Here is a 25,244-nt window from a genome sequence, read left to right as displayed (position 1 = left end):
TTAAAGGCGCGATAATTGCCGGCTGTTTCGGGGCTTTCCGGGAGCCGTCATCGCTCCCGCGAACGAACCCTTGCGTGAATGCGCCGGACCATCCCCCATCCGTCACCCCGGACTTGTTCCGGGGTCCACCGCTCCGCAAAGCCAGCGCCCTGTAAGAATGCGGTACGGTGACCCCAGAACAAGTTGGTAATTGTCTGCTCAGACATGCTCCACCTCGTCATCCCCGCGCAGGCGGGGATCCATACCGGCTTGCTTCGCGGCTGAAGTCCTGACGCCCGAGTTTATGGATCCCCGCCTGCGCGGGGATGACGAACCATGCGCGATCGGGATAGCCGCCCAACAAGTCGAGCCGACGGCTAATGATGCAAAGATCCTGCGAAGTACGCATGCAAGATCACAGGCATTAGACCTTGAACGTCTGGTTCTCGCCGCCCGACCGTGAACAAGCGCAGCCAGGGTCCTTGGGCAACGTGATCGTGCGAAACCGAAAAGCAAGCGCATCGACCAGCAGCAGCTTGCCCGCGACATCGTCGCCGAACCCGACGATCGCGCGCATCGTCTCCAGCGCGGCGAGGCTGCCCATCACCCCGGTCATCGCGCCGAGCACGCCCTGCTCGGCACAGCTTGCCTCGGCACGGTCGGGATCGCCGCCGACGAAGCAGCGATAGCACGGCTTGTCCGCCTCCCATCCACGGAAGGTGGCGAGCTGGCCCTCGAACTGGCCGACCGCGGCAGAGACGAGCGGGACATGCGCGGCAAACGCCGCATCGGCGACCGCCAGGCGGGTGGCGAAATTGTCGCAGCCGTCGAGCACGACATCGACACCTGCAATCAGTTCGGCGGCATTGCCGGCATCGATCCGGCGCGGATGCAGGCCGATCGCCACGCCCGGGTTCAGCCGCGCGATCGCCAGCGCGGCGCCGGCGACCTTCTGCTGCCCGATATCGTCGGTGCCGAAGATGGTCTGGCGCTGCAGGTTGGAGAGATCGACCCGGTCGTCGTCGATCAGCACGAGGCGACCGATCCCGGCGGCGGCGAGATACTGGATCGCCGGGCTGCCGATGCCGCCCGCCCCGATCACCGCAACGCTTGCCGCGCGCAACTTCGTCTGCCCCGCGCCGCCGACTTCCTTCAGCACGATGTGACGGGCATAGCGGTCGAGATCGTCGTCGGTCAGCGTCATCCCAGCCACTCGTACACGATCGTCGCGCGATACCATTGCTCGGTAGTGCCGCGCGGCAGATTGGCGCGGGCGAAGCTCAGCACCAGGCCCGCGCTATATTGCTCGACCGTCGGGCAATCGATCGCGCGCGGCACCGTGCGCCGGACGATGCCGTCCGCGCCGACCAGGGTCGCGACATCCACCTTGACGATATAGCGGCCATTGGCCGGCCTCGCGACTGCGCAGCGCCCGGCAGCGATCTCCCCGGCCACGAAGCTCGACAGTGTCGGCGGGATCTGCGGCGGGCTGACATAGGGCATCGGCGCCAGCACCGACCAGTCAGTAGGCACGGCTGGGGAGACCGCCTGCATGGCGGCCTGCAAGAGCAACATCTTCAGCATCATCGTCCGGGGGAGCCAGATCCTTCGCGTCCAGCCGCTATATCGTCCAAGCTGTCGATCTCGTCCAGCACGGCGCGTTGGAGCGGTGCCGGAACGAGTTGAGCGATCCGCTCGCGCGCACGACCGTCAAGGCCCGGTGCCTGGATGGGCGGGGGGCGCCGCCTTTAAGTTTGATGATTTGGACAAACTCACCCCCGTTCGTCCTGAGTAGGCCCTTCGACTGCCTGCAAGGGCGGGCGCTCAGGACAGGCATCGAGTAGCGCGAAGCGCGTATCGAGAGGGCGTATCGAAGGACACGCGATACCGCGCTCCGACGTGCTTCGATACGAGTCCTCGATACGGCCTGCGGCCTACTCGGTCTCTACTCAGCACGAACGGTAGAAGTGACGCCATCATGCTCTAAGCGCCGGCGGGGCGGCCTGCGTCCCGTACCTGCCCGCCCGTTGAGATCAGGTCCCCGTCCCGGTGGAGCCGAAGCCACCAAGCCCGCGGCCGGTCTGGGTGCTGAATTCCTCGACGACGTGGAATGTCGGCCGCAGGATCGGCACGAAGACTAATTGGGCGATCCGGTCGCCCGGCTGGATCGTCAGCGGCTCGGAGCCGGGCGGCGTGCGCAGCCAGGCGCTGATGAAGATCTGATCGCAATAATCGGCGTCGATCAGGCCGACCGACTGCCCCAGGATCAATCCTTTGCGATGCCCGAGCCCGGAGCGCGCGAGCACGATCGCTGCCATATGGGGGTCGTTCATCAGCACCGCGATGCCCGACGGGATGAGCAATGCGGGCGCCTGCGGCAGCAATTCGAGCGGCTCGTCGATGCAGGCATGCAGATCCAGGCCAGCGGCCATGTCGGTCTGGTAGCGCGGCAGGCCCCATTGCTGGAGCCGCTGATCCATGATCCGAAGCTCGATATGGGTAGCGGTCGTCATCATTCACCCTCGTAATTGCCGTCTGCTGCAGGACGCGACGGAAGCGACCGGCAACGCGCCGTATATAGCCGTCGTGCGCCGCCGCTGCCGGGCCGTTCGCCCCATGCCCTAGCGCAGCCAAATGACACCGGCACTTGGAATCCGCAGCACGGGAACGTGGTATCAGTCGATCCGCAATCCAGCGGTCAGGCAATCGAGCAGCGCGTTCACCTTTGGGCTGAGCTGGCGGCTTCTCGACCAGACGAGGTGCAATGGCAGCCCGGCAGTTGCCAGATCCGGGAGTATCTCGACCAGTTCGCCGCGGCCGAGCTCCTCCTTGATCAGCCAGGTCGCCAGCTGCGCGATCCCGAAGCCGGCCTTGACCGCGCCGACCTGGGCCTCGGCGCTGCCCAGGATGATGCGCGCCTCCATCGATCGCTCGGCGATGCGGCCGGCATCGGCGGCAAAGCGCCAATTGATCGTGCTGCCATCCGCGCGGCCATAGAGGATGCAGTCGAACCGCGCGAGATCGTCTGCCGATGACGGCGGCGCCCGCCGCTCGAGATAGGCCGGCGCAGCGCAGAAGATGACGCGTTCGTTGCCGAGATGGCGGTGGCCGAGGCTGTCCGCCCAGCTGTCGGACGCCCCGATGCGGATGGCGACGTCGATGCCTTCCTCCACGATATCGACCTTGCGGTCGGTAAAGGTGATGTTCGGGCGCAGGTTGGGATGGCGTTCGGCGAAGTCCAGCAGCAGCGGCAGCACACGCATGCGCCCGAACGCGACCGGCACGTCGACCTTCAGCCGGCCGACGATCTCGGAACGATGCGCCGCCAGCACCGCTTCGGCATCGGCCAACTCACCGAGCACCCGGACACAGGTCTCGTAGAATGCGGCACCGGCGTCGGTCAGTGTCAGGCGGCGGGTCGTGCGGTCGAACAGGCGGCTGCCAAGCCGCGCCTCCAGCCGCGCCACGCTCTTGCTGACCGCCGAATTGGTCAGGTTCAGCCGTGTGCCCGCTGCGGTGAAGCTCCCGGCATCCGCGGTGCAGACAAAGGCCTCGATGCCTTTCAGCCGTTCGGAGGGGATCATGCGTCGGGCTCCATTGTGGAATTTAGGTCGCGTTATACACGAATTATTGCCGCGCGACGCGAACATTCGTCGCGCGTAGGGCAGGGACAACAGGAGTCTGCCCCATGTCGTCCGTCGTTCGTCCTCTCTCCGCCGGTTCCCCCGGCGCCCAATCCGCCGGCCACGGCCTGGCGGTATTGCTGCTGGCGATCTCCGCCTTCGTGATCGTCACCACCGAGTTCATCATCGTCGGCTTGCTGCCGAGCCTCGCGCGCGATCTGGGGATCTCGATCTCCACCGCCGGTCAGCTCGTCACCTTGTTTGCGTTCACCGTCATGCTGGCGGGGCCGTTCCTCACCGCGATGCTCTCGCATTTCGAGCGCAAGAGGCTGTTCGTCGTGATCCTGCTGATCTTCGCTGGCGCCAACGCGCTTGCCGCCGCCGCGCCGGGCATCTGGATATTGGGCTTTGCGCGGTTCCTGCCGGCGCTGGCGTTGCCGGTATTCTGGGGCACGGCGAGCGAGACCGCAGGCGAACTCGCCGGCCCCGAAAAAGCGGGCAAGGCCGTCGCCAATGTCTATCTCGGCATTTCCGGCGCGATGGTGCTGGGCATCCCGCTCGGCACGCTCGCCTCGACCGCGTTCGGCTGGCGCGGCACCTTCTGGGGCTTGTCCGGGCTGTCGCTGCTGATGGCGGTGCTGCTGCTGGTGGTGATGCCGACGCTCGCCAAACCGGCGCGCGTCAAGCTGGCCGAGCAGGCGCGTATTCTCAAGGACACCTATTTCCTCGGCAACGTCGTGCTCTCGGTCATCGTGTTCACCGCCATGTTCACCGCTTATACCTATCTCGCCGATACGCTCGAGAAGATTGCCGGCATTCCCGTCGGTCAGGTTGGTTGGTGGCTGATGGGCTTCGGCATCGTTGGTCTGGGGGGTAACTGGCTGGGCGGACAATTCGTCGGGCGTGGGCCGCTGATGGTCACGGCGGTGGCATCGCTGGTGCTGGCGATCGGCATGGCCGCGACGACCCTAGTTGCCGGATCGCATGCGTGGCTGGCCGTGGCGCTCGCGGTATGGGGCATCGCCAATACCGCGCTCTACCCGATCTGCCAGGTGCGCGTGATGCAGTCGGCCAGCCATGCGCAGGCACTGGCGGGCACACTCAACGTCTCGATGGCCAATGCGGGTATCGGCCTCGGCGCGATCATCGGTGGATCGGTGATTCTGCATCTCGGGCTGGCCAATGTCGGCTATGTCGCGGCCGGTATTGCACTCCTCGCGGTGGTCGTCGCCCCGCTCGTCGGCCGGCTCAAGGCGCGGAACGTGGGCTGACAGCATAGAGACAGCGGCGAATCACTCCGCGAGAGATTGGTGTCCCGCTCCGGCGGTGACACGGGAACAGTTCGGAACCTCCCGGGATCACCCTATCTCGCTTAGATCGCAGCATATAAAAACACTGCAACAGCGTCACGAATGAATGCTCCCGCTTCTGGGCATCGTTGGGAACGCGCAGACCGGCCTGTAATCACCGGTTTTAGCTCGCTACGCCGGCACCGCGTTTCCAAAGCAGCAAGGCCATGCAAGCGAGCAGGGCGGTAGCGGCCAGCAGAACGGCCCAGAGCAGGATCTGACCTGATCTTTCGGCAGATCCGACGGGAGGCAGTCGCAGCACGGCGTTGCTCGTTGCAGCTTTTGCGGTCGCGAGCGGTCCGTCTGGCGCCTGGGTCATCATGCTGTGAAGCGGCAGATAATGGTCGCCTGCCGCCGCTCGCCCGGCGGCAAGGACGAATGGTGCCCGGCCGGCGGCAAGGAAGACGATCTCATGCGCCGCGAACCCGAGCTGGAGCTTCGGCGCGGAGGTGAATCCGGCGGATCGCCGATCCGCTTCGATCCGCAGCATTGGGTATGGGCCGCCGTTAAGCACGATGGCACCGCCCGCCGGCGTACCATTACCCGGCCGCACGGCAGTACCGTCCCCGATCGGCGTCCATGGTTGCTCGCGGTCGTTGCGCCCGAAGATGCGGACGGGGACGAGCACGTCGCTGCCCGTCGGCACGATGCGCATCGTCGTGAGGGCCGTGGCGAACGGCACGCCGAACTCGATCACATGATCATCGCTGATCGATGGCGGCAGCGCCTCGATGAAAGTACCTGCATCGGCGGTCGAAGGGCGTGTGATCAATGTACCACTACGCACTACTACCGGTGAGAGCAGCCGTGATGCTGCGCGCCACGTTATCCGGATATATGTCCGTTCCAGCGGTGCATCGCCCAAGGGAATGGGGCTCGCAGCCATGTCGGTCGACGGCATCCCTGCGCGATAGATCACCTTTTCGCCGATCGGTTGCCAGTCGCGCAGGTCGGTGCTCGCTTCGACGATGAAGGTGACTGGCTGCGCTTGCGGTATATCGGCATCGAGCGTCAGACTATGCGCTTCGCCTGCTATGCCGCGCGCATCGAAGAGGACACCCATAACGGCAGCGGTTGCCGGGCCGCCAGGGACCGTGCCCCCCCCCCTCGCGACCCGCGCATTCCCGGCGCCATCGAGCCGCAATGACATGCCCGTGATCGTAAACGCGTCGGCGGCACCGAGGATCGGCAGCGCTGGGAGCCTATCGCGTCGCAGCGCTCTCTCGGCTGGAGCGATGCGCGCGATTGGCATGGCCCTTCCCGTCGAGTCGAAGACGCGGACGTCGTTCAGGCCCGACGATCGCGACGCCGCGAGGATCTGGGCCGACAGCGGCAACCGCTGAAGCGGCGATCCGGGGGCGGCCGTAACCGCGACACGCACGGCATAAGTCGCGGGATCGTCTTCCGATCCGGCCGGGGCAGAGCCCGCCAGTGCCCATGCTGCCAACGCCAGGCAGGCGATCCGCCCGATGATCTTCACGCTGCTACGAGCTCCTCGTCGCGCTCGGCGGCTCCTTTTGGCGGCAGAGGTGCGAGATAGCCCACCGCCAGCATCAGCAAGCCGACGACGATAAAGGCGACGATGCGGGCGCCACCGCCGGCATTGTTGAGGTCGATTAGCAGCAGCTTGACGACCGTCAGCCCCAGCAGCCCGGCACCGATCAGCCACGGCACACGTTGCCCGCGACGGTGCGCCACCACCATCAAAGCCAGCGCGAGCGAGGTCCAGAGGATCGCCAGCCCTGTTTGCACCGTGAAGCTGGCAAGCAGGGCATCGCCGCTCCACGATACGCCCAGCAGGTGGTGCGCGATCCGCAACCAGACCGTGTTGACCATGACGAAGCCCAACACGCCGAGCGCGGCAGGAGCGCGGTGGCCGTGCAATATTCCAATACCCTGCGGGGCAGCATGGCCGGCCAAGAGGGTGCGACGCCACAGTACCAGCGTAGCCAGCGACAGGCCGAGGGCCAGATCGACCGGGTTGAGCAGCGGCAGGTAGGGTAGGGGGGCTGCGTTACCCGGCGACAGCGCCGCCGTCAGCAGCGCGCCGACGAACACCAATGCGGCGATCGGCAACGCGGCGTACCAGGCATAGTCGACATGGTGGCGGCTCAGTGGCCAGCGCAGAACACTCGTCGGGCGGGACATGGCACGCCCGCTCCATAGCGTCAGCCCGAGCAGGATCGCGACCGTCGCGGTAAGGAACGAGACCTCGGCCCACGCCGTCTGCCAAAGTCGCGCCCGATCGATGCCGACCCACAAGCAGTCCGCCAGCATCGCCGTCGCCAGCCATACGCCGCCCACATGGCTCGCGCGCAGAACGGCATCCAGCGCGTCGGTCGTAGGCGCCGCATCGTTGAGGTAGAGCAGGCGAAGATGCAGTGCGATCGCCACGATCCAGATCGCCCAATCCGGTGTGTACATAACATGGCGGCCCGATCCGACCGCGCTGACGAAGCCCAGTGCCAACGCTGCCAGCGTGGCATAACCCGGCCAACATGCGACCGGCCACCGCAGCCGCCGGCCGATCGCTCGTGCTCCCCATGCGCTCGCGACATAGGTCAGCATTGCCAGCAATTGCGGCACACCGGTGTCGAACACCGGCACGGGGGGGAGGCCGGCCAGCGCGGGCGGTACGTTGCGGGCAGCCTCCACCGCCCATGCCAGCCACCAGAAGCCGAACCCGAACAGAAAGGCCGCAGGCGCAAACGTCGCCTCCCAGGATGCATAGGCGCGGGCCAGGCGTGTCTCGCTCTGCGGCAACGGGCCACGCAGCCACCACGCGGTCGCCAGCCCGGCCATGGCGATCAGCATGGCGCCGACAAAGGCTGGATTGGCGAACGGAATGGCGGACACGTTCCCTTGCAAGCCGGTCAGATAAAGCAATGCCGCCACGACTTGCAGCAGGATGCCGAACAGCCGCGGCATCCACCGCGCCTGCCGCATGCCGACCCAAAACGCACCCGCGCCCTCCAGCGCCCAGGCCGCCGAGGTCCAGCGCGCGCCCAGTGCCAGCGGTACGGCAAGCGTGACGAAGCCGATGCCGATGGCCAGCAGCGCCTCGTTCATCACCCGGAAGCTGTCGCGTCGGTAACGCATCGTCCAGGCGGCAACGCCGAGATAAAGCGCCGCAAAGCCCAGAGCGGCAAAGGCGCTGCCGAACGGGCGATCGTGGACCAGCCCGACTTGCAAGCCGAACCCCGCCAACGCCGGGCCGAACAGCAAAGTCGTGTCGGCAACGTTGCCAAGCCGCCCCGGCGTGGCGCGCGTATAGAGCACGGCGGTCGCCACGTAGATCAGCACGGAGATGATGAGGAAAACCTGCGCGGCGAGGAAGTCCGTCGGCTGATAGCTGGTGGTGCCCCACAAGGTCGCCACGCCGAACGTGGCAAAAAAGCCGATAAGGTTGAGAACGCGCCAGGACTGACGGTGCGCGATGAACAGGATCGCGAGATTGAGGATGGTGTAATAGGCAAACGGGCCGACGATGTTCGCGCCACCGCCCGACAGCAGCAGCGGCACGGCAAAGCCGCCAGCGAAAGCCGTCGCCGCCAGCGCCTGCGATCGCTGCAGCAGCGCCAGCGCGCAACCGAGCGCGGACACCACGATCATCAGCACGAACGCCGCCGCGATCGGGACGGTGTCGTACAGCTTCGCGGCGGCGAACAAGGTAAGGTAGATCGTGGCGATACCCGCACCCTGCAACGCGAGACCGAAGGCTGGACGTGACAGACGCGTCCTGAAGCCGACGGTCAGCAACGCGATGCCGATCGCGATGATCAGTGCCAGTCTCAGTTCGATCGGGAACAACCCCGCCGACGCGGCGTAGCTGGCAAGGAACGACAGGCCCACGAACAGGATGATCAACCCGACACGGACGATGGTGTTGCCGCCGAACAGCCACGCCTTCCCACGCGCAAGCGCGCTTGCCATCGCCGTCGCGACGAACCCCGGATCGTTGCTGTGGACCGGCGGCGCATGCGGTGTGTCTGTTCGCGGCGCAATCGACACCGGCACGGCCGAAGCAGGGCGAAGCGCTGTGCGGTCGCGTAATGATGTGACGATCACGGCTTCAGTTTTGGCGGCTGCGTCCGTCGGCATCGTTGCTGCCGGGGAGCGCGGCACGCCGGGCTCGCGTGCGAGCAGCATGTCGATCTGCGCCTGAAGCGGGTAAGTCGCATCGGCGACTTGCGTGCGAATGTCCCGCTGAACGATCCATCCAGCAGCCAGCCCGAAGAGCCCGCCAATGATGATCCCGAAGCCGTCGAAATCGACGAGGCACCATCCGATCAGCGCGCCGATAGCACCTAGCCACAAGATCATTCGCCTCGCCCCCAGCGACGTGCCTTCATTATCCGCTTTCCATGCCGCATGCGGCCACGGAGGTCGATAGCTGATCGGGGCGGGGCGAAATCAACGCGCGGATCGCCCGATTGGCGATGCGCATCTCGCGGGATCAACCCGCTACTCGATCAACTCGCCAAGGCCACCTTGGCGGTATTGATCGTGATCGTAGTCGCGGCCAGACGCACGATCGCGCGTTATGGCAGCCGACGCCTATTTATTCTTCGATATCCGATCACGCTTTGCCGGCCGGACAATGCCATTCGCCTTTGCGAGTTGGGAGAGGTGCTCGGCGGCGCGTATGTGCATGGCCCGCACCTCCTCCACCGGGGACGTAACGGCCGCTGCGATATGGGCAGCCAATTGATCGTGGGGGTCGGTCAGGAACGGCGAGCGTGACATGGCTTCCTCTCTGGCTTTCTCTCGCCGAATGCGTGGTGGCTGTCGATCAAACGCTGCGATACGTGGTTCGGCCTCGCGCGCTGCCGAAAAAATGTGGACTTCAATCAAGTGGATACCGGACAGATCGAGGCTGCAAACTCAAAGCGGCGTGCCATCCTCGTCAAGCATCTCTAGCCGGTACGTGCAGCCATAGAAGGTCCTTCCCGGATGCGTCGTGGCATTGGAGATCGTCCGCGCGACGACGGTGCGGCTGCCGTAGCTTTCTCCTTTGCCTGCCGGATCGGTGATGTCCTTTATGATGCGTTCGCCCAAGAACTTGCGGAACGGTATTGCCGCCTCTGCCTCAGACCGGCTCATCTTGCCGGAGGTGACGAGAGCGTCGATCAATGGTTCGGCGGACATGGCATTGTCGACCTGCTCGCGACGACCCAGGACTGCCGGATCGGGCAGGTCGAGGATGGCAAGGATCGCGTCTCCGGTGAAGGCGATGCGGCGGGTGCTGTATGTGCCCGCGACCACGATCGGCTGCGGCAGGTCATATTCGTTCATGAACGTATTGCGCGAGGTGGTCTTCTTCCAGCGGCGCTTTTGAGCGAGTTTCTGCTCGCCGCCGATCGCCATGGCGAACTGCATGTAGCTGGGCACGTCGAGGCGGCAGTTTATCGCGTCGACCTCGGAAATACTTGCGGGATCGACATTCGAGCTTTCGAGCTGCTGCAGCGACACGGTCAGCATCAGGGTGTAAAACAGAGACATCATCGCGCCATAGACTCACCATCCGCATCTGTCAGGTGGATGCAATTAGCCCGTCAAGGCGACGGTTCGGCATTCCGATTATCGCACGTGGCCCTAAAAGGCGGTTCGGATCCCGGGCGATTGTCGCTGAATTCGGTGCGAGGCTGTTGACATGACACGTTGGTACACATCGAGCGCTGCCTTACTAATGGCGCTGGCGCCGACCGCGCTGGCTGCCTCCCCGGCGGTCTATACGCCCGCACCCGGCAGCGCCGAACGCACCGCGATCGCCAAGACGTTGCATGCGGGGGATGACAGCCCGCAGTCGCGTTTCACGTTCAGGCAATTCCGCGTTGCTCGTGCCGGACCGCGTACGATCGCCTATGTCCGGGCGGAAGGCCCCGTTGGCGACTTCCAGGCTCTCCTCGAGCGGCGCGGCCAAGCGCCCTGGCGCAAGGTCTGGGGCGAGGGAGACGGCGGCAGCAACAGCTGCGCTGCCGGCGCGCAGCATTTTGCCTGGGCCCTGCGCCTGCTTCAAACCTATACCGGCTCCCCCAATGCGATCTTCCCGGGCGTCGTCGCACGCACGGACGAGTTGAAGCGGATGGCGAAGAAGGATCCCGAACTGCAATGTGTCGGTGATCTGGACGGCGGCCCAGAGTGATCCGACGCCGCCGCGTCACTCGGAGGCAATGATCGACCCAGCCCGCTGGACGGCCGAGGCCTGTTCCGCCATCTGGTTGCACAGCAAGCGTTCGGAAGAATGTTGCGCTCGCGCATTGTCGGCCAGCGACATGGTCTGTCCCTCGCGAACCTCTCCCGGACGCGCCGGGTTACCGGACCCCATCAGACCGATGATCTGCGGCCCGACGATGTCGCCACGCCGGCCGACTTCCTGCTGCCCAAGCGCGACAGCGGTGACGCTCATGCCGGCGATCGTCGCAACGACCGTCTTGCGCGTATTGGCCACGTCGCCAGCATCGGCGAACCCTTTGCGCGTGCAATATTCCATCAGCCCAAGACGGTTGTAGACTGCTCCAAACGCCGCCTGGAGCTGGTCGTCGGTCGGTATGTCTTGCGCCTGCAACGGTGCAAACGAGAGTGTGCACGCGAGAGCGCAATACGCCCTGCATCTGGCAAGCGCGATGCGAAACCCAGTCACTCGATGCTCCTCATCCCCCTAGATACCTTAGACGCACCGCTAGGTGGCTGAATGGCAATCGACAACCGAGATCGCAAACGATGCTCCGTGCGGTGAGCAGTGCTAACGCCAGTAGCTGGACGCCCGCTTCTGAAAAGCCTTAGATATCAGAAAGTTGATAACAAATGAGCTGGTGGAGCTGAGGGGAATCGAACCCCTGACCTCTGCAGTGCGATTGCAGCGCTCTCCCATCTGAGCTACAGCCCCGCTCCACGCTCGGCAGCGCCGAACGGCGACGCCTTAGCGGCGCTTTTGTGCCGATGCAACTGGTGGGCGGGGGTCGGGGCGCCGAGTGGATCGGTACCCCGTCAGGCTCAGATCGCGCCGCTGAACGTGTCGCATTGTGCGGGATCGCCGCTGTCCAGCCCACGCTTCAGCCAGCTCTGGCGCTGGGCCGAGCTGCCATGGGTGAAGCTGTCCGGCACGACGCGGCCCTGGCTCTGCTGCTGCAGCGTATCGTCGCCGATCGCCTGTGCCGCGGTCATGCCTTCCTGCAGATCGCCCGGCTCCATGCGGTCGCGGTTCTGCGCTGCCCATACGCCGGCATAGCAGTCCGCCTGCAGCTCCAGCCGCACTGATGCCGCATTGCCCTCGGTGCGGCTGCCGCGCGCCTGCGCCTGCTGCACCTGTGCCGAGGTTCCGAGCAGGTTCTGGATGTGATGGCCGAATTCGTGCGCGATGACGTAATCCTGCGCGAAATCGCCCTTCGCGCCAAAACGGTTGGCGAGTTCGTCGAAGAAGCTGGTGTCGAGGAAGATGCCCCGGTCGCTCGGGCAGTAGAATGGCCCCATCGCACTCTGCGCGGCACCACAGCCCGACTGGCCGTTGCTGTCGAAGAACACCAATTTGGGCTGTTCGAAGCGCTGGCCGGATTTGGCGAAGATCGCCTCCCAGGTCTTGTCGGCCGAGCTGAAGGCATTGCAGGCGGCGCGCTTGGCAGGATCGCTGGCGCAGATCGATGCCGCGCCCGTGCCGGCACCCTGAGTCCGCGGCGCCGATTGCTGGGTAGGCGCGCCCAGCTGGCCGAGGCTGCCGAGGCCGCCGCCGAAGACCGCGAACACGATGAGCAGGACGACCACGCCGCCGCAGCCGAACTTGCTGAACACGAGCGGCAGGAAACCGAGCAGCATTCCGCCACCGCCTCCGCCGCCACCAAGGTTGAACCCGCCACCCCGGTTGCCCTGGTCCTCGACGTTGATGTTGGGATCGAAATCGTCGAGCCGCATGTACAAAGGCCTTTTCGTTGCTGTCCCGGCATGAATGCGCAGGGAAGCCCGTTGTTGCACGCAAGTGCGATTTCGCCGAACGGCGTTGATCCCGCGCGCTGCCGGGCGCATGGCCTTAGCGGATGGCCGACCTCGATCCCAAGCCCCGCCGCCGCGCCAAGGCGCTGCCTTTGCCTGATTGTGTCGCGCTCGTCCTGCAGGGCGGCGGGGCGCTGGGCAGCTATCAGGCCGGTGTGATCGAGGGGCTGGCGGATAGCGGGATCGAGATCGACTGGGTGTCGGGCATTTCGATCGGCGCGGTGAATGCGGCGATCTATGCCGGCAACTCGGCCGAGCGGAGGGTCGAGCGGTTGCATGCATTTTGGGATCTGCTCACCCAATCGCTGCCGAGCTTCCCGATCTTTCCGCACGATCAGATCCGCGAATGGCTGCACGAATGGTCGGCCGGCTATGTCATGATGGCGGGGGTGCCCGGCTTCTTCACGCCGCGCGCGACATCACCGATGTTCGCCGCGCCGGGCACGATGGAGGCGCTCAGCTTCTACGATTCGGCGCCGCTGCGCGAAACGCTGGATGCGATGATCGACTGGGATCTGCTGAATAACGGGCAGGTCCGGCTGTCGGTCGGCGCGGTCGATGTCGAAAGCGGCAACTTCCATTATTTCGATACCACCGAGACGCGGATCGACGCGCGCCACATCATGGCCTCGGGCGCGCTGCCGCCGGGCCTGCCGCCGATCGAGATCGACGGGCGGCTGTGGTGGGATGGGGGCTTGGTCTCGAACACGCCGTTGACGCATGTGCTGGATCACCAGCAGGGATCGCTGCTGGCCTTCCAGGTCGACCTATTCGCTGCCGCCACGGATCTGCCCAAGACGATCATGGATGTCGCCGCGCGCGAGAAGGAGATCCGCTTCTCCAGCCGCACCCGGCAGGTATCCGATCAGGTAATGCGCATCCGGCAGGATCGCGAGGCGGTGCGCAAGGTGCTCGCCAAGCTGGCCGCCGAGATGCTGGACGATCCCGACGTGCAGGCGCTCGCCGCGCGCTCGGCGGAGGATGCGGTCAACCTGGTGCATCTGATCTACCGCGCCAATGCGTGGGAGGGCGGCAGCCGCGATTACGAATTCTCGATGCGCACGATGCGCGAGCATTGGCAGGCGGGGCTGGAGGCGGTGGGTGAGACGATGGCCAATGCGCAGCTGGTCGCGGCGAACATCGAGACGGGCAAGAGCGCGGCGTTCGATCTCGGGCGCAAGGTCGTGCCGCAGGTCGATGCTTTGGAGACGACGCCGAACGTCGGGTGAAAGCGACAGTTAGATCATCGAGGATAAGGAGGTTTCTATGTTCCTGAAGGGCAAGAGCGCGATCATCACCGGGTCCACCTCCGGCATCGGGCTGGCTTATGCCAAGGCGCTGGCGGCGGAAGGGGCGAGCGTGGTGTTGAACGGCTTCGGCGATGCGGGCGAGATCGAGCGCGAACGCGCCGCGCTGGAGGCGACCAGCGGCGCGCGGGCGCTGTACGATGCTGCGGACATGACCAAGCCGGACGAGATCGCCGCGCTTGCCAAACGGTGTCACGACGAACTCGGCGGGCCGGACATCGTCATCAACAATGCCGGCATCCAGCATGTCGCGCCGATTGAGAGCTTCCCGGCCGACAAGTTCGAAGCGATCATCAAGATCAACCTGACGTCAGCCTGGTATCTTATCCGGGCGGTGGTGCCGTACATGAAGGCCGCCAAATGGGGCCGGATCATCTCGACGGCGTCCGCGCACTCGCTGGTCGCCAGCCCCAACAAATCGGCGTACGTGATGGCCAAGCACGGCCTTGTCGGGCTGACCAAGACGATTGCGCTGGAGACGGCGACCGACGGTATCACGGTCAATTGCATCTCGCCCGGTTATGTCTGGACCCCATTGGTCGAGGGGCAGATCCCCGATACGATGAAGGCCCGCGGATTGACGCGCGAGCAAGTGGTCAACGACGTGTTGCTCGACGCGCAGCCGACTAAGGAGTTCGTCACGCCCGAGCAGGTCGCCGCCTTCGCGCTGTTCCTGTGCGGCGATGCGGCCAAGTCGATCACCGGCGCCAACCTGTCGATGGATGGCGGCTGGACCGCCGCGTGAGCGGCACAGTGGACCGCGCAACAGGTCCGGGGTTACGGCCATGAGCTCCTACTAGGTATCAGCGGATCGGATGCAGATCCGCGCAAGATGGAAAGTGGTCGCACGATGGCAGTGAGAACGATGTTCGCGGTAGCGGCCTGTGCGCTGCTCGCAGGGTGCGGCGGCGGCGAGGACCGTCCGGCCTCCTTATCCTCGATCGCGCCCGACTGGCGGCAGGTGGCGACGAGTGCCGACCGGGAGCGGCTGCGCACCTGGCGGCAGGCGTGGGTCAGCGCGGTGGCCAAGGCGCAAGCCTCCGGCAACGGCAAGGCGATCGCCGCCGGCGGTGCCTTGTTCGAGCCGGATCTTGCCCTGTCCGAGCCGATGCCGCCGGCGGGCGACTATCGCTGCCGCGTGTTCAAGATCGGTGCGCATGGCAGCGCGATGCGCGACTTCACCGTCTATCCCTATTTCACCTGCCGCATCGCGAGCACGGCTGGCGGCGTGACTCGCTTCTACAAGACGGAGGGATCGCAGCGCGTGTCGGGTCGCGCTTACCCTGATGGTACCAGGCGGGCGGTGTTTCTCGGCACGATGATGCTCGGTGACGAGCGGAATGCGATTGCTTATGGGCGCGATCCCAATCGCGATCTTGCGGGGATCATCCAGCGGGTCGGGGACCGGCGCTGGCGGATGATGCTGCCTTATCCGCGTTTCGAATCGCTGCTCGACGTGGTCGAGATCGTGCCGGCCGGCTGAAACACCGCCGCATTCTCGCGCTTCTCCGGGCGGATATAGATCGACGACAGCATCGGAACGGCCGCGCGCAACTGGTCCTCGATCCCCTCGATCAGGCTTTCCGCCTCGCCCATGGTAACGCTGTCCTTGAAGTCGGCACTGATCGCGACGAAGATGCTGTCGGGCGCGGTGTGGATCGTGCGCACGTGCGCGACGCTGGTGATCGCAGGATTGCCATCGACGATCGCGCGGACCTTGGCGACGATCGCCGGATCCGCGCCTTCGCCGATCAGCAGCCCCTTCGCCTCACGGGCGAGCAGCACCGCGACCAGCGCCAGCACGCTGCCGATCGCGATCGATGCGATGCCGTCCAGCCGGGGATCGGCAAAATAGTGGCTCGCCCATACGCCCACCGCGGCGATCGCCAATCCGGCCAAGGCGGCTGAATCCTCGAACAGGATGATGAACCCGGCGGGATCCTTCGAGCGGTGCACCGCGGACCACCAGCCGGCGTCGCCCTTCACCGCGGCGAACTCGCGCATCGCGATCGTCCAGGATGCGCCTTCCATGAGGAAAGCGATGCCGAGCACGACATAGTTGATCGTCGGGCTCTGCAGCGGCTCGGGCTCGATGAAGTGGGTATACCCTTCATAGATCGACACACCGGCCCCGACCGCGAAGATCAGGATCGCCACGACAAACGACCAGAAATACAGCTCGCGGCCATAACCGAATGGATGGGCCTCGTCGGGCGCCTTCTTGCCGCGATGCTGGCCGTAGAGCAGCAGCACCTGGTTGAGGCTGTCGACCACCGAGTGGAACCCCTCGGTCAGCATCGACGACGATCCCGAGATGCCCGCGGCAATGAACTTGGCGATCGCGATGCCGAGATTGGCGGCCAGCGCCGCCACGATCACCAGCTTCGACCCGCCTTCTTTCGATGCCGACACGTGTCTTCCCTTTGTTGCGCCCAGGCCTGCTATGCGGGAAGGGCGGGGGGCACGTCCAGCGCTGCGCGTACGAACAAGGAAATGCCCGCCGAGATAACTCGGCGGGCATCCTTTCCTCCCCAGGAAACTCTCAAGGCGTCTGTCGCGGTGTCGCGCTGCAGAAAGTGCCGCACATCGCCGCGGCGCTGAGGCGGTAAAGCCATGGAGCGCCAGATTGCGCCAGCGGTCGTCGCTTCCGCTGGGGGTCATCGTGTCGTGCTGGTTCTTTCCCCGCTTGTCCTGTTGTAAAGACATGACAGTGAATTGCGGCATGGGACGAGTGGCAATGGCGGATCGCAAATTATTTGCCGGGCATGCGGTGCGAAGGCTGCGGCGTCAGGCCGGGCTGACCCAGGCGGCCATGGCCGAGGTGCTGACCATCTCGCCCAGCTACCTCAATCTGGTCGAGCGCAACCAGCGACCTTTGTCCGCCTCGTTGCTGGTCAAGCTCGCCGAATCGTTCGACTTCGATCCGCGGGCGCTGGCGGCGGGCGAGCCCGGCGGCGGCGAAGTCGCGATGCGGCGGCGGCTGGCGGACCCGATGTTCGCCGATCTCGAGATCGATCGCGCGCAGGTCGAGGAATGGCTGGCCGGTGCGCCCGGCGGTGCCGAGGCGTTCGCACGCGCTTTCGATCGCATAGGGGCGGGCGGCGGCGGCGAGGAGGTGGCGAACGATCCCGCGGCCGAAGTGCGGCGCGAGATCGAACGCTGGCGCAACCACTTCGCCGATCTCGATGGCATCGCCGAAACGCTGGCCGACGAGCTGCGGCTCGGCACGGGCGATCTGTACGGCGCGATCGCCGAACGGTTGCGTGTCAAGCACAGCCTGACGATCCGCATCCTGCCGGTCGACGTCCTGCCCGACATGCTGCGCCGGCTGGATCTGCACGCGCGGCAATTGCAATTGTCGGAAACACTGGACCCTGCCTCGCGCACTTTCGCCGCCGCATTCCAGCTGGCGCAGATCGAGGCGCGCGGCGAGATCGAGGCGCTGGCCAAGGGGGCGGGCTTTGGCGCCGACACGAACGGGCGTGCCGCGGAACGGCTCTACCGCCGGCACGTGACGAGCTATTTCGCCGCCGCGCTGATGATGCCCTATGCCCGCTTCCTGCGCGCCTGCGAGGCGACCGGCTACGATATCGAATTGCTGCAGCGGCGGTTCGGCGCTGGGTTCGAGCATGTCGCACATCGCCTGACGACCTTGCAACGCGTCGGGGCGCGCGGCCTGCCGTTCTTCATGATCCGCATCGACCGGGCCGGGCAGGCGTCGAAGCGCTATCCCGGCGCCAATGGCGCGGCACTGGCGAGCGCGGACGGGCGGTGCCCGTTATGGAAGCTGCACCACGCATTCGATCGCCCGGGCATGCTCGCCGTGCAATTGGTCGAACTGCAGGATGGTGCACGCTGGCTGACGATCGCGCGTACGGTGACGCCGCAAGGGCATCGCTACGGTGCGATTCAGGCCGAGTTCGTCGTGGGCTTAGGCGTCGAAGCAGCTTTGGCCGGCAGCATGGCGGCGGCACGCGGCTTCGATCTGGCGGGGCCGGCAACGCCGATCGGGCTCGGCTGCCGTGCCTGCTTCCGCCACGACTGCCCGCAGCGCTCGACCGCGCCCATGGGCCGCTCACTGACCATCAACGAACGCGAGCGCGGGGTGACGGCGCTGACATTCGCCGGCGATTAGGGCGGATCGCAGCGTTTGGGCCTTAGCATCATAAAGCTGGCACCCTGAAAGGGGTGGCTCCCCTGAGAACATGTCCTCTGTTCTCCCGCAAATGCGGGAGCCCAGGGTCACAAGCGGTACCGCTCGTAATCCTGGGCTCCCGCGTTCGCGGGAGAACAAGATCACAGAGCGGCTAACGTATCGACCGAATATCGATCTACCCTGCGCGAATCCCGTGCAGACTCCCCCGCTGGATACTGCTAAGCAGTTGAACATACGGGGAGATAGATCGATGTCGACAAGACCGCTTGGTGCTATTCTGGCAATGTCCGCAATGCTTTCTGCCTGTGGCGGGGGAGGCGGGGACGGCGCCATTGCCGGCGGCGGCATCGGCGCGACGCCTGTCCCCACGCCGACGCCCGTCGCCAGCACCGGTTGTTCTCTGCGCGAGCGGCAGGATTGGGCGGCGGCGCAGTTGCGCGAATGGTATCTGTTTCCGGAAACGTTGCCGACCAACCTCAACCCCGCCGGGTTCAGCACCGTCGATGACTATATCGACGGCCTGACGGCAACCGCGCGGGCGCAGCGCAAGGACCGCTATTTCACCTATCTGACGTCGATCAAGGAAGAGAACGCCTATTACAATTCGGGATCGAGCGCCGGTCTGGGCGTGCGGCTGGCGCTGGATACGTCGAACCGGCTGGTGATCGCCGAAGCGTTTGAGAATGCGCCTGCCGCCAATGCGGGCATCCAGCGCGGGACGGAAATCGTCGCGATCGGCACCACGGCCGGAAGCCTGCGCAGTGTGAGCGCGATCCTGGCGGCGCAAGGAACGGCCGGGCTGACCGACGCACTGGGCCCCGATACGGTCGGCACGTCGCGCGTGCTGCAATTATCGGGGGTCGCCGGCGACCGCACGGTCACCGTGGCCAAGGCCGATTTCGAGTTGCAGCCGGTATCGCCTACCTATGGGGCCAAGGTGATCGACGATGGCGGCACCAAGGTCGGCTATGTCAATCTGCGCACCTTCATCAACACGGCCGATCCGCAATTGCGCGCGGCGTTCGCCAATTTCCGCGCGCAGGGCATTACGCAGGTGATCGTCGACTTCCGCTACAATGGTGGCGGCCTGGTCTCGATCGCCGAACTGATGGGTAACCTGCTCGGCGGCAACCGCTCGACCGGCGAGGTGTTCAGCTACACCACGTTCCGCCCGGAAAAGTCGGCCGAGAACGATGTCAGCTATTTCGCGCCGCAGCCGCAATCGATCAACTCGACCAAAATCGCATTCATCGGGACGGGCGGTACCGCGTCGGCAAGCGAATTGGTGATCAACGCCTTCGTGCCATACCTGCGGGCAAATGTCGGGCTGATCGGCACCAACACCTATGGCAAGCCGGTCGGGCAGATCGCACTGGACAAGACCTCCTGCGACGACCGGTTGCGCGTGATCGCCTTTGCATTGCAGAACGCCGATCGACAGGGGGCCTATTATGACGGTCTCGCCACGACGGTGCAGGCGACCTGCCGCGCAGTGGACGACGTGTCGAAGCCACTCGGCGACCCAGCCGAAGCTTCCACGCGGCAGGCGCTGGATTATCTCGCCGGCCGCAGCTGCACGCCGATCACCGCCACCGCATCGTTGCAGAACGCACGCAGCGCATCCGTGGTCGAGAAGTCGGCATTGCTGTCGCCCGAGCGGCCGAACACCGCGCAGCGTGAAACTCCAGGACTGTTCTGATCTGTAAATACATTACAAGGTGACTGGTGACATAGGCGTTCTCCGGACAGGAAGACGCGTTGTTATCGGCACTGCGTCATGCGGTGATGTGTAAAGGTGTGTAGCTCGGTGGCATCCATTCGATGGGGACCACCGATGACCTACCAAACGCATATCGCGCAGACGACCGACCTGATCAGCCGCTATGCGGGCAGTTGGGACGGGATCGATCCGGAGGCGGTCGCGCGGATGCGGCTGCAGAACCGGTTCCAGACCGGGCTCGACATCGCACGCTATACAGCGGCGATCATGCGCCGCGACATGGCGGCCTATGATGCCGATCCGGCGCACTACACGCAGTCGCTCGGCTGCTGGCACGGCTTCATCGGCCAGCAGAAGATGATCAGCATCAAGAAGCATTTCGGCACGACGGAGCGGCGCTATCTCTATCTGTCGGGCTGGATGATCGCTGCGCTGCGCAGCGATTTCGGCCCGCTGCCCGATCAGTCGATGCATGAAAAGACCGCCGTGCCGGCCCTGATCGAGGAATTGTACACCTTCCTGCGCCAGGCCGATGCCCGCGAACTCGGCATGATGTTCCGTGAAATCGATGCCGCGCGCGATGCCGGCAATGCGCTTGAGGAACAGCGCCTGCTGAACGCTGTGGAGAATTACCAGACGCATGTCGTGCCGATCATCGCCGACATCGATGCCGGTTTCGGCAATGCCGAGGCCACGTACCTGCTCGCGCGCAAGATGATCGAGGCGGGCGCCTGCGCGCTGCAGATCGAGAACCAGGTGAGCGACGAGAAGCAATGCGGGCACCAGGACGGCAAGGTGACGGTGCCGCACGAGGACTTCCTCGCGAAGGTACGGGCGTGCCGTTATGCGTTTCTCGAGCTTGGCGTCGAGGATGGCATCATCGTCACACGCACCGACTCGCTGGGCGCGGGGCTGACCAAGCAGATCGCGGTGAGCAAGACGCCGGGTGATCTCGGCGACCAATATAACGGTTTCCTCGATTGCGAGGAGATCGACCCCGCCACGGCACAAAACGGTGACGTGATCCTCAATCGTGATGGCAAGCTGATGCGGCCCAGGCGCCTGCCGTCCAACCTGTTCCAGTTCCGCGCCGGCACCGGTGAAGATCGGTGCGTGATGGATTGTATCGCGTCGCTCCAGAACGGCGCCGACCTGTTGTGGATCGAGACCGAGAAGCCGCATATCGAGCAGATCGCCGGGATGGTCGACCGTATCCGCGCCGTCATCCCGAATGCCAAGTTGGTGTACAACAACTCGCCCTCGTTCAACTGGACGCTGAACTTCCGCCAGCAAGTATATGATGCTTGGGGCGCGGCGGGCAGGGACGTGTCCGCATTCGATCGCGCGCGGCTGATGTCGGTCGATTATGACAGCACCGAGCTTGCCGACGAGGCCGACGAGCGCATCCGCACCTTCCAGAAGGATGCGGCGGCCCGGGCGAGCATCTTCCACCACCTGATCACGCTGCCGACCTATCACACCGCGGCGCTATCGACCGACAACCTCGCCAAGGAGTATTTCGGTGAGCAAGGCATGCTGGGATATGTGAAGGGCGTGCAGCGCAAGGAAATCCGCGAGGGCATCGCCTGCGTGAAGCACCAGAACATGTCCGGCTCGGATCTGGGCGACGACCACAAGGAATATTTCGCGGGCGAGGCGGCGCTGAAGGCCGGCGGCGCGCACAATACGATGAACCAGTTCGCGGCGTGATGCAGTAGCCGCAGCGAAAGCTGCGGCACGCCCGCATCACGCCCAGCCGGCGGGGCCAGCAGCCCCGTCCGACGACGCGGCTTGGCCGCGGCGGCCCAATCGTCCGCAACGAGGCCCATCGCTCCCCGGCGAAGGCCGGGACCCAGTAGCGACCGGCAACCAATCAAGCGCCACGCCAGCTCCCATCTACGCCACTACGGGCCCAGGCCTCCGCAGGGGAATAGTCTAAGGCCCAGAGCGCGTCCCCCAGAACCGAGCATCCATCAAAACCGGCGTCCAGCCGCAAACACCCTGTCCTACACCGCCGCCTCATGCCACGCCCGCACAATGGCGCACCAGAATCCTCCACAACCCCATATTCAACTCGCGATGACAGTTTCGACGAAAACCTGCCCGCGTCTCAAAAGTCTCAACATTCGCGGCGCCGCACAATGCACCCGGATAGCTATCCTATCTTCCCCACGCGCCCAATTCTGATATCGCGCATGCGACACCAGAATACAGGAACACCACATGGGCTACAAAATCGTGGTCGCGGGCGCGACGGGCAATGTCGGGCGCGAGATGCTCAATATCCTGGCGGAGCGTGAATTTCCGGCGGACGAGATCGCCGTCGTCGCCTCGTCGCGCAGCCAGGGGCTGATGGTCGATTACGGCGACACGGGGAAGCAGTACAAGGTCCAGAATATCGAGAATTTCGACTGGACCGGCTGGGACATGGCGCTGTTCGCGATCGGCTCGGAAGCGACCGCCAAGTACGCGCCGATCGCCGCTGCCGCGGGCTGCACCGTGATCGACAATAGCTCGCTGTACCGCATGGATCCGGACGTGCCGCTGATCGTGCCGGAGGTGAATCCGGAAGCGATCGACGGCTACAAGGTGCGTAACATCATCGCCAACCCGAACTGCTCGACCGCGCAGATGGTGGTGGTGCTGAAGCCCCTGCACGACAAGGCCAAGATCACCCGCGTGGTGGTCGCGACCTATCAGTCGGTGTCGGGCGCGGGCAAGGAAGGCATGGACGAGCTGTTCGAGCAGAGCCGCAACATCTTCGTCGGCGACCCCGCCGAGCCCAAGAAGTTCACCAAGCAGATCGCCTTCAACGTGATCCCGCATATCGACAGCTTCCTCGACGATGGATCGACCAAGGAAGAGTGGAAGATGGTGGTCGAGACCAAGAAGATCCTCGATCCCAAGATCAAGGTGACGGCGACGTGCGTGCGCGTGCCGGTGTTCGTCGGCCATTCGGAAGCGATCAACATCGAGTTCCAGGACGAGATTTCGGCCAAGGAAGCGCAGGACATCCTGCGCGAGGCGCCGGGCGTGATGCTGTACGACAAGCGCGAGGATGGCGGGTATATCACGCCGGTCGAATGCGTCGGCGAGTTCGCCACGTTCGTCAGCCGCGTGCGCGAGGATTCGACGATCGAGAACGGCATCAACCTGTGGTGCGTCAGCGATAACCTGCGAAAAGGCGCGGCATTGAACGCAGTGCAGATCGCCGAGCTGCTCGGGCGCCGGCATCTGCAGAAGGGCGCCTGAGCTGATCGCGGGCTATCGCCGCCATTGGCTGATCGTGCCGCTTGCCCAGCGGCGCATGATCTGCGCGCTGGCGGTGGCGGTGCTCGCCGCCAATCTATGGCAGCCATACCCCGAGATCGCGCCGCTGCAGCATATCCCGACGGTCGCGCTGCTGCTCGCGTCGCCATGGCTGCTCAGGCGGTGGCCGCTGTCGGACGCGTCGGTCGGGGCGGTGGTGGCGTTCTTCCTGCTGCACACGCTGGCCGGGCGCTATGCTTATTCCAACGTGCCATACGACGCCTGGGGCAGGGTGCTGACCGGCGGCTCGATCGACGCGACCTTGGGCTGGACGCGCAACAATTTCGACCGGTTGGTGCACCTGTCCTTCGGCGTGTGCGCGGTGCCGCCGGTTGCCGAAGGACTGCGGCGGTACGGCGGCGTGTCGCTGCGGCTCAGCCTGTGGTTCGCCTTCCTGTTCGTCTGCGGCTTCAGTGCGCTGTATGAAAACTTCGAATGGCTGCTGACGATCGTTCTCGCGCCAGGCATGGCCGACGATTATAACGGCCAGCAACGCGATATGTGGGATGCGCAGAAGGACATGGCGATCGCCATCGCCGGCGCGTGCGGCTCGATCGCCTGGGCCGCAAGACGGATAATAACGGCAGGAGGGTGAGATGACCGACACCATGACCGGCGGCTGCCAGTGCGGGCAGGTGCGCTACAGCGTGCAGATTAACGATGACGACGCCTATCTGTGCCACTGCCGCATGTGCCAGCGCGCGACCGGCGGCGTGTCGATCGCGTTCAAGGGCGTGAAGCGCGCCGATGTAACGTGGCAACGCGAGCCGGATCGCTACCAATCCTCGCCGATCGCGAATCGCGGTTTCTGTGCCGCCTGCGGCACGCCGCTGACGTTCGAGTTCCTCGAGGGCAGCGACAAAATGGACCTGACCGTCGGCAGCTTCGACGAACCCGGCCGCTTCAAGCCGACGCATCATTTCTCGCCAGAAACGTGGCACGAGGCGTGGCTCGACACGAGCCCATTGCCTGCTACGCGAGTGGACGAGAACCCCTCCACTCGTGACCGTTGGATCCAGGCCATTGGCAAACTCCCCGATTGAACCGCTCTTCTTCGACAGCTTCGATGGCACACGGCTGGCGTATCGCGAGACTGGGGAGGGGCGCCCGGTTGTACTGCTGCATGGCTTCTTCTCCAATGCGATGACCAATTGGGTGCGCTACGGCCATGCCGCGGCGATCGCCGCCAAAGGCTTCCGCGTGATCATGTCGGACCTGCGCGCGCATGGCGACAGCGCCAAGCCACACGATGCCGCCAGCTATCCGCCCGACGTGCTGATGCGTGATGGTTTCGCATTGATCGAGCATCTTGGTATTAGCGATTACGATCTCGGCGGCTATTCGCTCGGCGGCCGAACGACCGCGCGGATGATGGCCAACGGCGCGACGCCGCGTCGGGTGGTGATTGCCGGCATGGGGCTGAAAGGCCTGACCGAAACGGCCGGGCGGGGCGGGCATTTCCGTAACATCCTGACCAATCTCGGTAGCTTCGCGCGGGGTACGCCCGAGTGGTTGGCGGAGGCGTTCCTGAAGACAACGGGCGGCGATCCGGTGGCGCTGCTGCAGATCCTCGACACGTTCGTCGACACGCCGATCGAGGCACTGCGCGAGATCGAGCAGCGCACGCTGATACTGTCGGGCGTCGAGGATCACGATAACGGTTCGGCTGCCGAGGTGGCGGCCGTGCTGCCCGCCGGCGTGCTGGTCGAAACACCGGGCGGCCATATGAGCGCGGTCACCAAGCCCGAACTCGGCGTGGCGATCGCGGACTTCCTTGCCGCCGCTTGACCGGCGCGTGGCGGCGGGACAGGTTGG

The 25,244-nt window shown here is 65.1% G+C and carries 22 protein-coding genes and 1 tRNA gene; 12 read left to right on the top strand and 11 right to left on the bottom strand.

What is annotated here, in order from left to right; genetic code table 11:
• Nucleotides 1-403 precede the first annotated feature (403 nt).
• From NV382_RS05235 to NV382_RS05220, 4 genes are all read right to left on the bottom strand, one after another.
• Nucleotides 404-1,183, bottom strand: a complete 780-nt coding sequence (locus NV382_RS05235; RefSeq protein ID WP_260599469.1) for a HesA/MoeB/ThiF family protein — start codon at nt 1,181-1,183, stop codon at nt 404-406.
• Nucleotides 1,180-1,554 (bottom strand): hypothetical protein, encoded by a 375-nt coding sequence (locus NV382_RS05230; protein ID WP_312026766.1) that lies wholly within the window; start codon nt 1,552-1,554, stop codon nt 1,180-1,182. The genes NV382_RS05235 and NV382_RS05230 overlap by 4 nt, the downstream gene beginning before the upstream one ends.
• A 458-nt stretch (nt 1,555-2,012) precedes the next feature.
• Nucleotides 2,013-2,492, bottom strand: coding sequence for a dUTP diphosphatase (gene dut / locus NV382_RS05225; protein ID WP_260599467.1), 480 nt, complete (start codon nt 2,490-2,492; stop codon nt 2,013-2,015).
• Between the two features lie 162 nt (nt 2,493-2,654).
• Nucleotides 2,655-3,563, bottom strand: coding sequence for a LysR family transcriptional regulator (locus tag NV382_RS05220; protein ID WP_260599466.1), 909 nt, complete (start codon nt 3,561-3,563; stop codon nt 2,655-2,657).
• Nucleotides 3,564-3,667: 104 nt separating this feature from the next.
• On the opposite strand from NV382_RS05220, the gene NV382_RS05215 reads away from it, so the two are divergent.
• A complete protein-coding gene (locus NV382_RS05215) occupies nt 3,668-4,873 on the top strand; it encodes an MFS transporter (protein WP_260599465.1) in 1,206 nt (401 codons plus the stop codon).
• A 202-nt stretch (nt 4,874-5,075) separates the two neighbouring features.
• Here NV382_RS05215 and NV382_RS05210 read toward each other — a convergent pair whose 3' ends face one another.
• The 3 genes from NV382_RS05210 to NV382_RS05200 all read right to left on the bottom strand — a co-directional run bounded on the left by NV382_RS05210 (nt 5,076) and on the right by NV382_RS05200 (nt 10,453).
• Nucleotides 5,076-6,431, bottom strand: coding sequence for a DUF3999 domain-containing protein (locus tag NV382_RS05210; protein WP_260599464.1), 1,356 nt, complete (start codon nt 6,429-6,431; stop codon nt 5,076-5,078).
• Complete coding sequence (locus NV382_RS05205) at nt 6,428-9,274, bottom strand: DUF2339 domain-containing protein (RefSeq protein ID WP_260599463.1); 2,847 nt, start codon at nt 9,272-9,274, stop codon at nt 6,428-6,430. Before NV382_RS05205 ends, NV382_RS05210 begins: the two co-directional genes overlap by 4 nt.
• 561 nt (nt 9,275-9,835) lie before the next feature.
• Nucleotides 9,836-10,453: a hypothetical protein gene (locus NV382_RS05200; RefSeq protein ID WP_260599462.1), complete on the bottom strand. Its 618-nt coding sequence runs from the start codon at nt 10,451-10,453 to the stop codon at nt 9,836-9,838.
• Between the two features lie 151 nt (nt 10,454-10,604).
• On the opposite strand from NV382_RS05200, the gene NV382_RS05195 reads away from it, so the two are divergent.
• The gene (locus NV382_RS05195) at nt 10,605-11,096 is read left to right on the top strand and encodes a hypothetical protein (protein ID WP_260599461.1); all 492 of its coding nucleotides are present in this window, start codon (nt 10,605-10,607) and stop codon (nt 11,094-11,096) included.
• 15 nt (nt 11,097-11,111) lie between these two features.
• On the opposite strand, the gene NV382_RS05190 is transcribed toward NV382_RS05195, so the two are convergent.
• From NV382_RS05190 to ypfJ, 3 genes are all read right to left on the bottom strand, one after another.
• On the bottom strand, nt 11,112-11,594 hold the full coding sequence (locus tag NV382_RS05190; RefSeq protein ID WP_260599460.1) for a hypothetical protein: 483 nt from the start codon (nt 11,592-11,594) through the stop codon (nt 11,112-11,114).
• Between the two features lie 170 nt (nt 11,595-11,764).
• A tRNA-Ala gene (locus NV382_RS05185) sits at nt 11,765-11,840 on the bottom strand.
• 107 nt (nt 11,841-11,947) lie between these two features.
• Nucleotides 11,948-12,859, bottom strand: coding sequence for a KPN_02809 family neutral zinc metallopeptidase (gene ypfJ / locus NV382_RS05180; RefSeq protein WP_260599459.1), 912 nt, complete (start codon nt 12,857-12,859; stop codon nt 11,948-11,950).
• 122 nt (nt 12,860-12,981) lie between these two features.
• Between ypfJ and NV382_RS05175 the strand changes: the two genes are divergently transcribed.
• From NV382_RS05175 to NV382_RS05165, 3 genes are all read left to right on the top strand, one after another.
• Nucleotides 12,982-14,166, top strand: coding sequence for a patatin-like phospholipase family protein (locus tag NV382_RS05175; protein WP_260599458.1), 1,185 nt, complete (start codon nt 12,982-12,984; stop codon nt 14,164-14,166).
• 37 nt (nt 14,167-14,203) lie between these two features.
• A complete protein-coding gene (locus NV382_RS05170) occupies nt 14,204-14,989 on the top strand; it encodes a 3-hydroxybutyrate dehydrogenase (RefSeq protein WP_260599457.1) in 786 nt (261 codons plus the stop codon).
• A 105-nt stretch (nt 14,990-15,094) separates the two neighbouring features.
• Nucleotides 15,095-15,727, top strand: coding sequence for a DUF4893 domain-containing protein (locus NV382_RS05165; protein ID WP_260599456.1), 633 nt, complete (start codon nt 15,095-15,097; stop codon nt 15,725-15,727).
• Here NV382_RS05165 and NV382_RS05160 read toward each other — a convergent pair.
• On the bottom strand, nt 15,673-16,656 hold the full coding sequence (locus tag NV382_RS05160; RefSeq protein WP_260599455.1) for a cation diffusion facilitator family transporter: 984 nt from the start codon (nt 16,654-16,656) through the stop codon (nt 15,673-15,675). The two genes, NV382_RS05165 and NV382_RS05160, sit on opposite strands and share 55 nt — an antisense overlap.
• Nucleotides 16,657-16,981: 325 nt before the next feature.
• Here NV382_RS05160 and NV382_RS05155 point away from each other — a divergent pair, with 325 nt between their 5' ends.
• The 7 genes from NV382_RS05155 to NV382_RS05125 all read left to right on the top strand — a co-directional run bounded on the left by NV382_RS05155 (nt 16,982) and on the right by NV382_RS05125 (nt 25,217).
• Nucleotides 16,982-18,379, top strand: a complete 1,398-nt coding sequence (locus tag NV382_RS05155) for a helix-turn-helix domain-containing protein (RefSeq protein WP_260600313.1) — start codon at nt 16,982-16,984, stop codon at nt 18,377-18,379.
• 271 nt (nt 18,380-18,650) lie between these two features.
• Nucleotides 18,651-20,099: a S41 family peptidase gene (locus NV382_RS05150; protein ID WP_260599454.1), complete on the top strand. Its 1,449-nt coding sequence runs from the start codon at nt 18,651-18,653 to the stop codon at nt 20,097-20,099.
• Between the two features lie 135 nt (nt 20,100-20,234).
• On the top strand, nt 20,235-21,830 hold the full coding sequence (locus tag NV382_RS05145) for an isocitrate lyase (protein WP_260599453.1): 1,596 nt from the start codon (nt 20,235-20,237) through the stop codon (nt 21,828-21,830).
• Between the two features lie 513 nt (nt 21,831-22,343).
• A complete protein-coding gene (locus NV382_RS05140) occupies nt 22,344-23,372 on the top strand; it encodes an aspartate-semialdehyde dehydrogenase (protein WP_260599452.1) in 1,029 nt (342 codons plus the stop codon).
• 34 nt (nt 23,373-23,406) lie between these two features.
• Entirely contained in the window at nt 23,407-24,024 is a 618-nt protein-coding gene (locus NV382_RS05135; protein ID WP_260599451.1) for a DUF2238 domain-containing protein, read from the top strand.
• A 1-nt stretch (nt 24,025) separates the two neighbouring features.
• On the top strand, nt 24,026-24,472 hold the full coding sequence (locus tag NV382_RS05130; protein ID WP_260599450.1) for a GFA family protein: 447 nt from the start codon (nt 24,026-24,028) through the stop codon (nt 24,470-24,472).
• A complete protein-coding gene (locus tag NV382_RS05125; protein WP_260599449.1) occupies nt 24,453-25,217 on the top strand; it encodes an alpha/beta fold hydrolase in 765 nt (254 codons plus the stop codon). Before NV382_RS05130 ends, NV382_RS05125 begins: the two co-directional genes overlap by 20 nt.
• Nucleotides 25,218-25,244: the final 27 nt, after the last annotated feature.

Origin of the sequence: Sphingomonas endolithica, assembly GCF_025231525.1 — a bacterium.
Classification (GTDB): Bacteria; Pseudomonadota; Alphaproteobacteria; order Sphingomonadales; family Sphingomonadaceae; genus Sphingomonas; species Sphingomonas endolithica.
The sequence above is the reverse complement of the archived record's forward strand: the minus strand, read 5'-3'. Positions and strand labels throughout refer to the sequence as shown.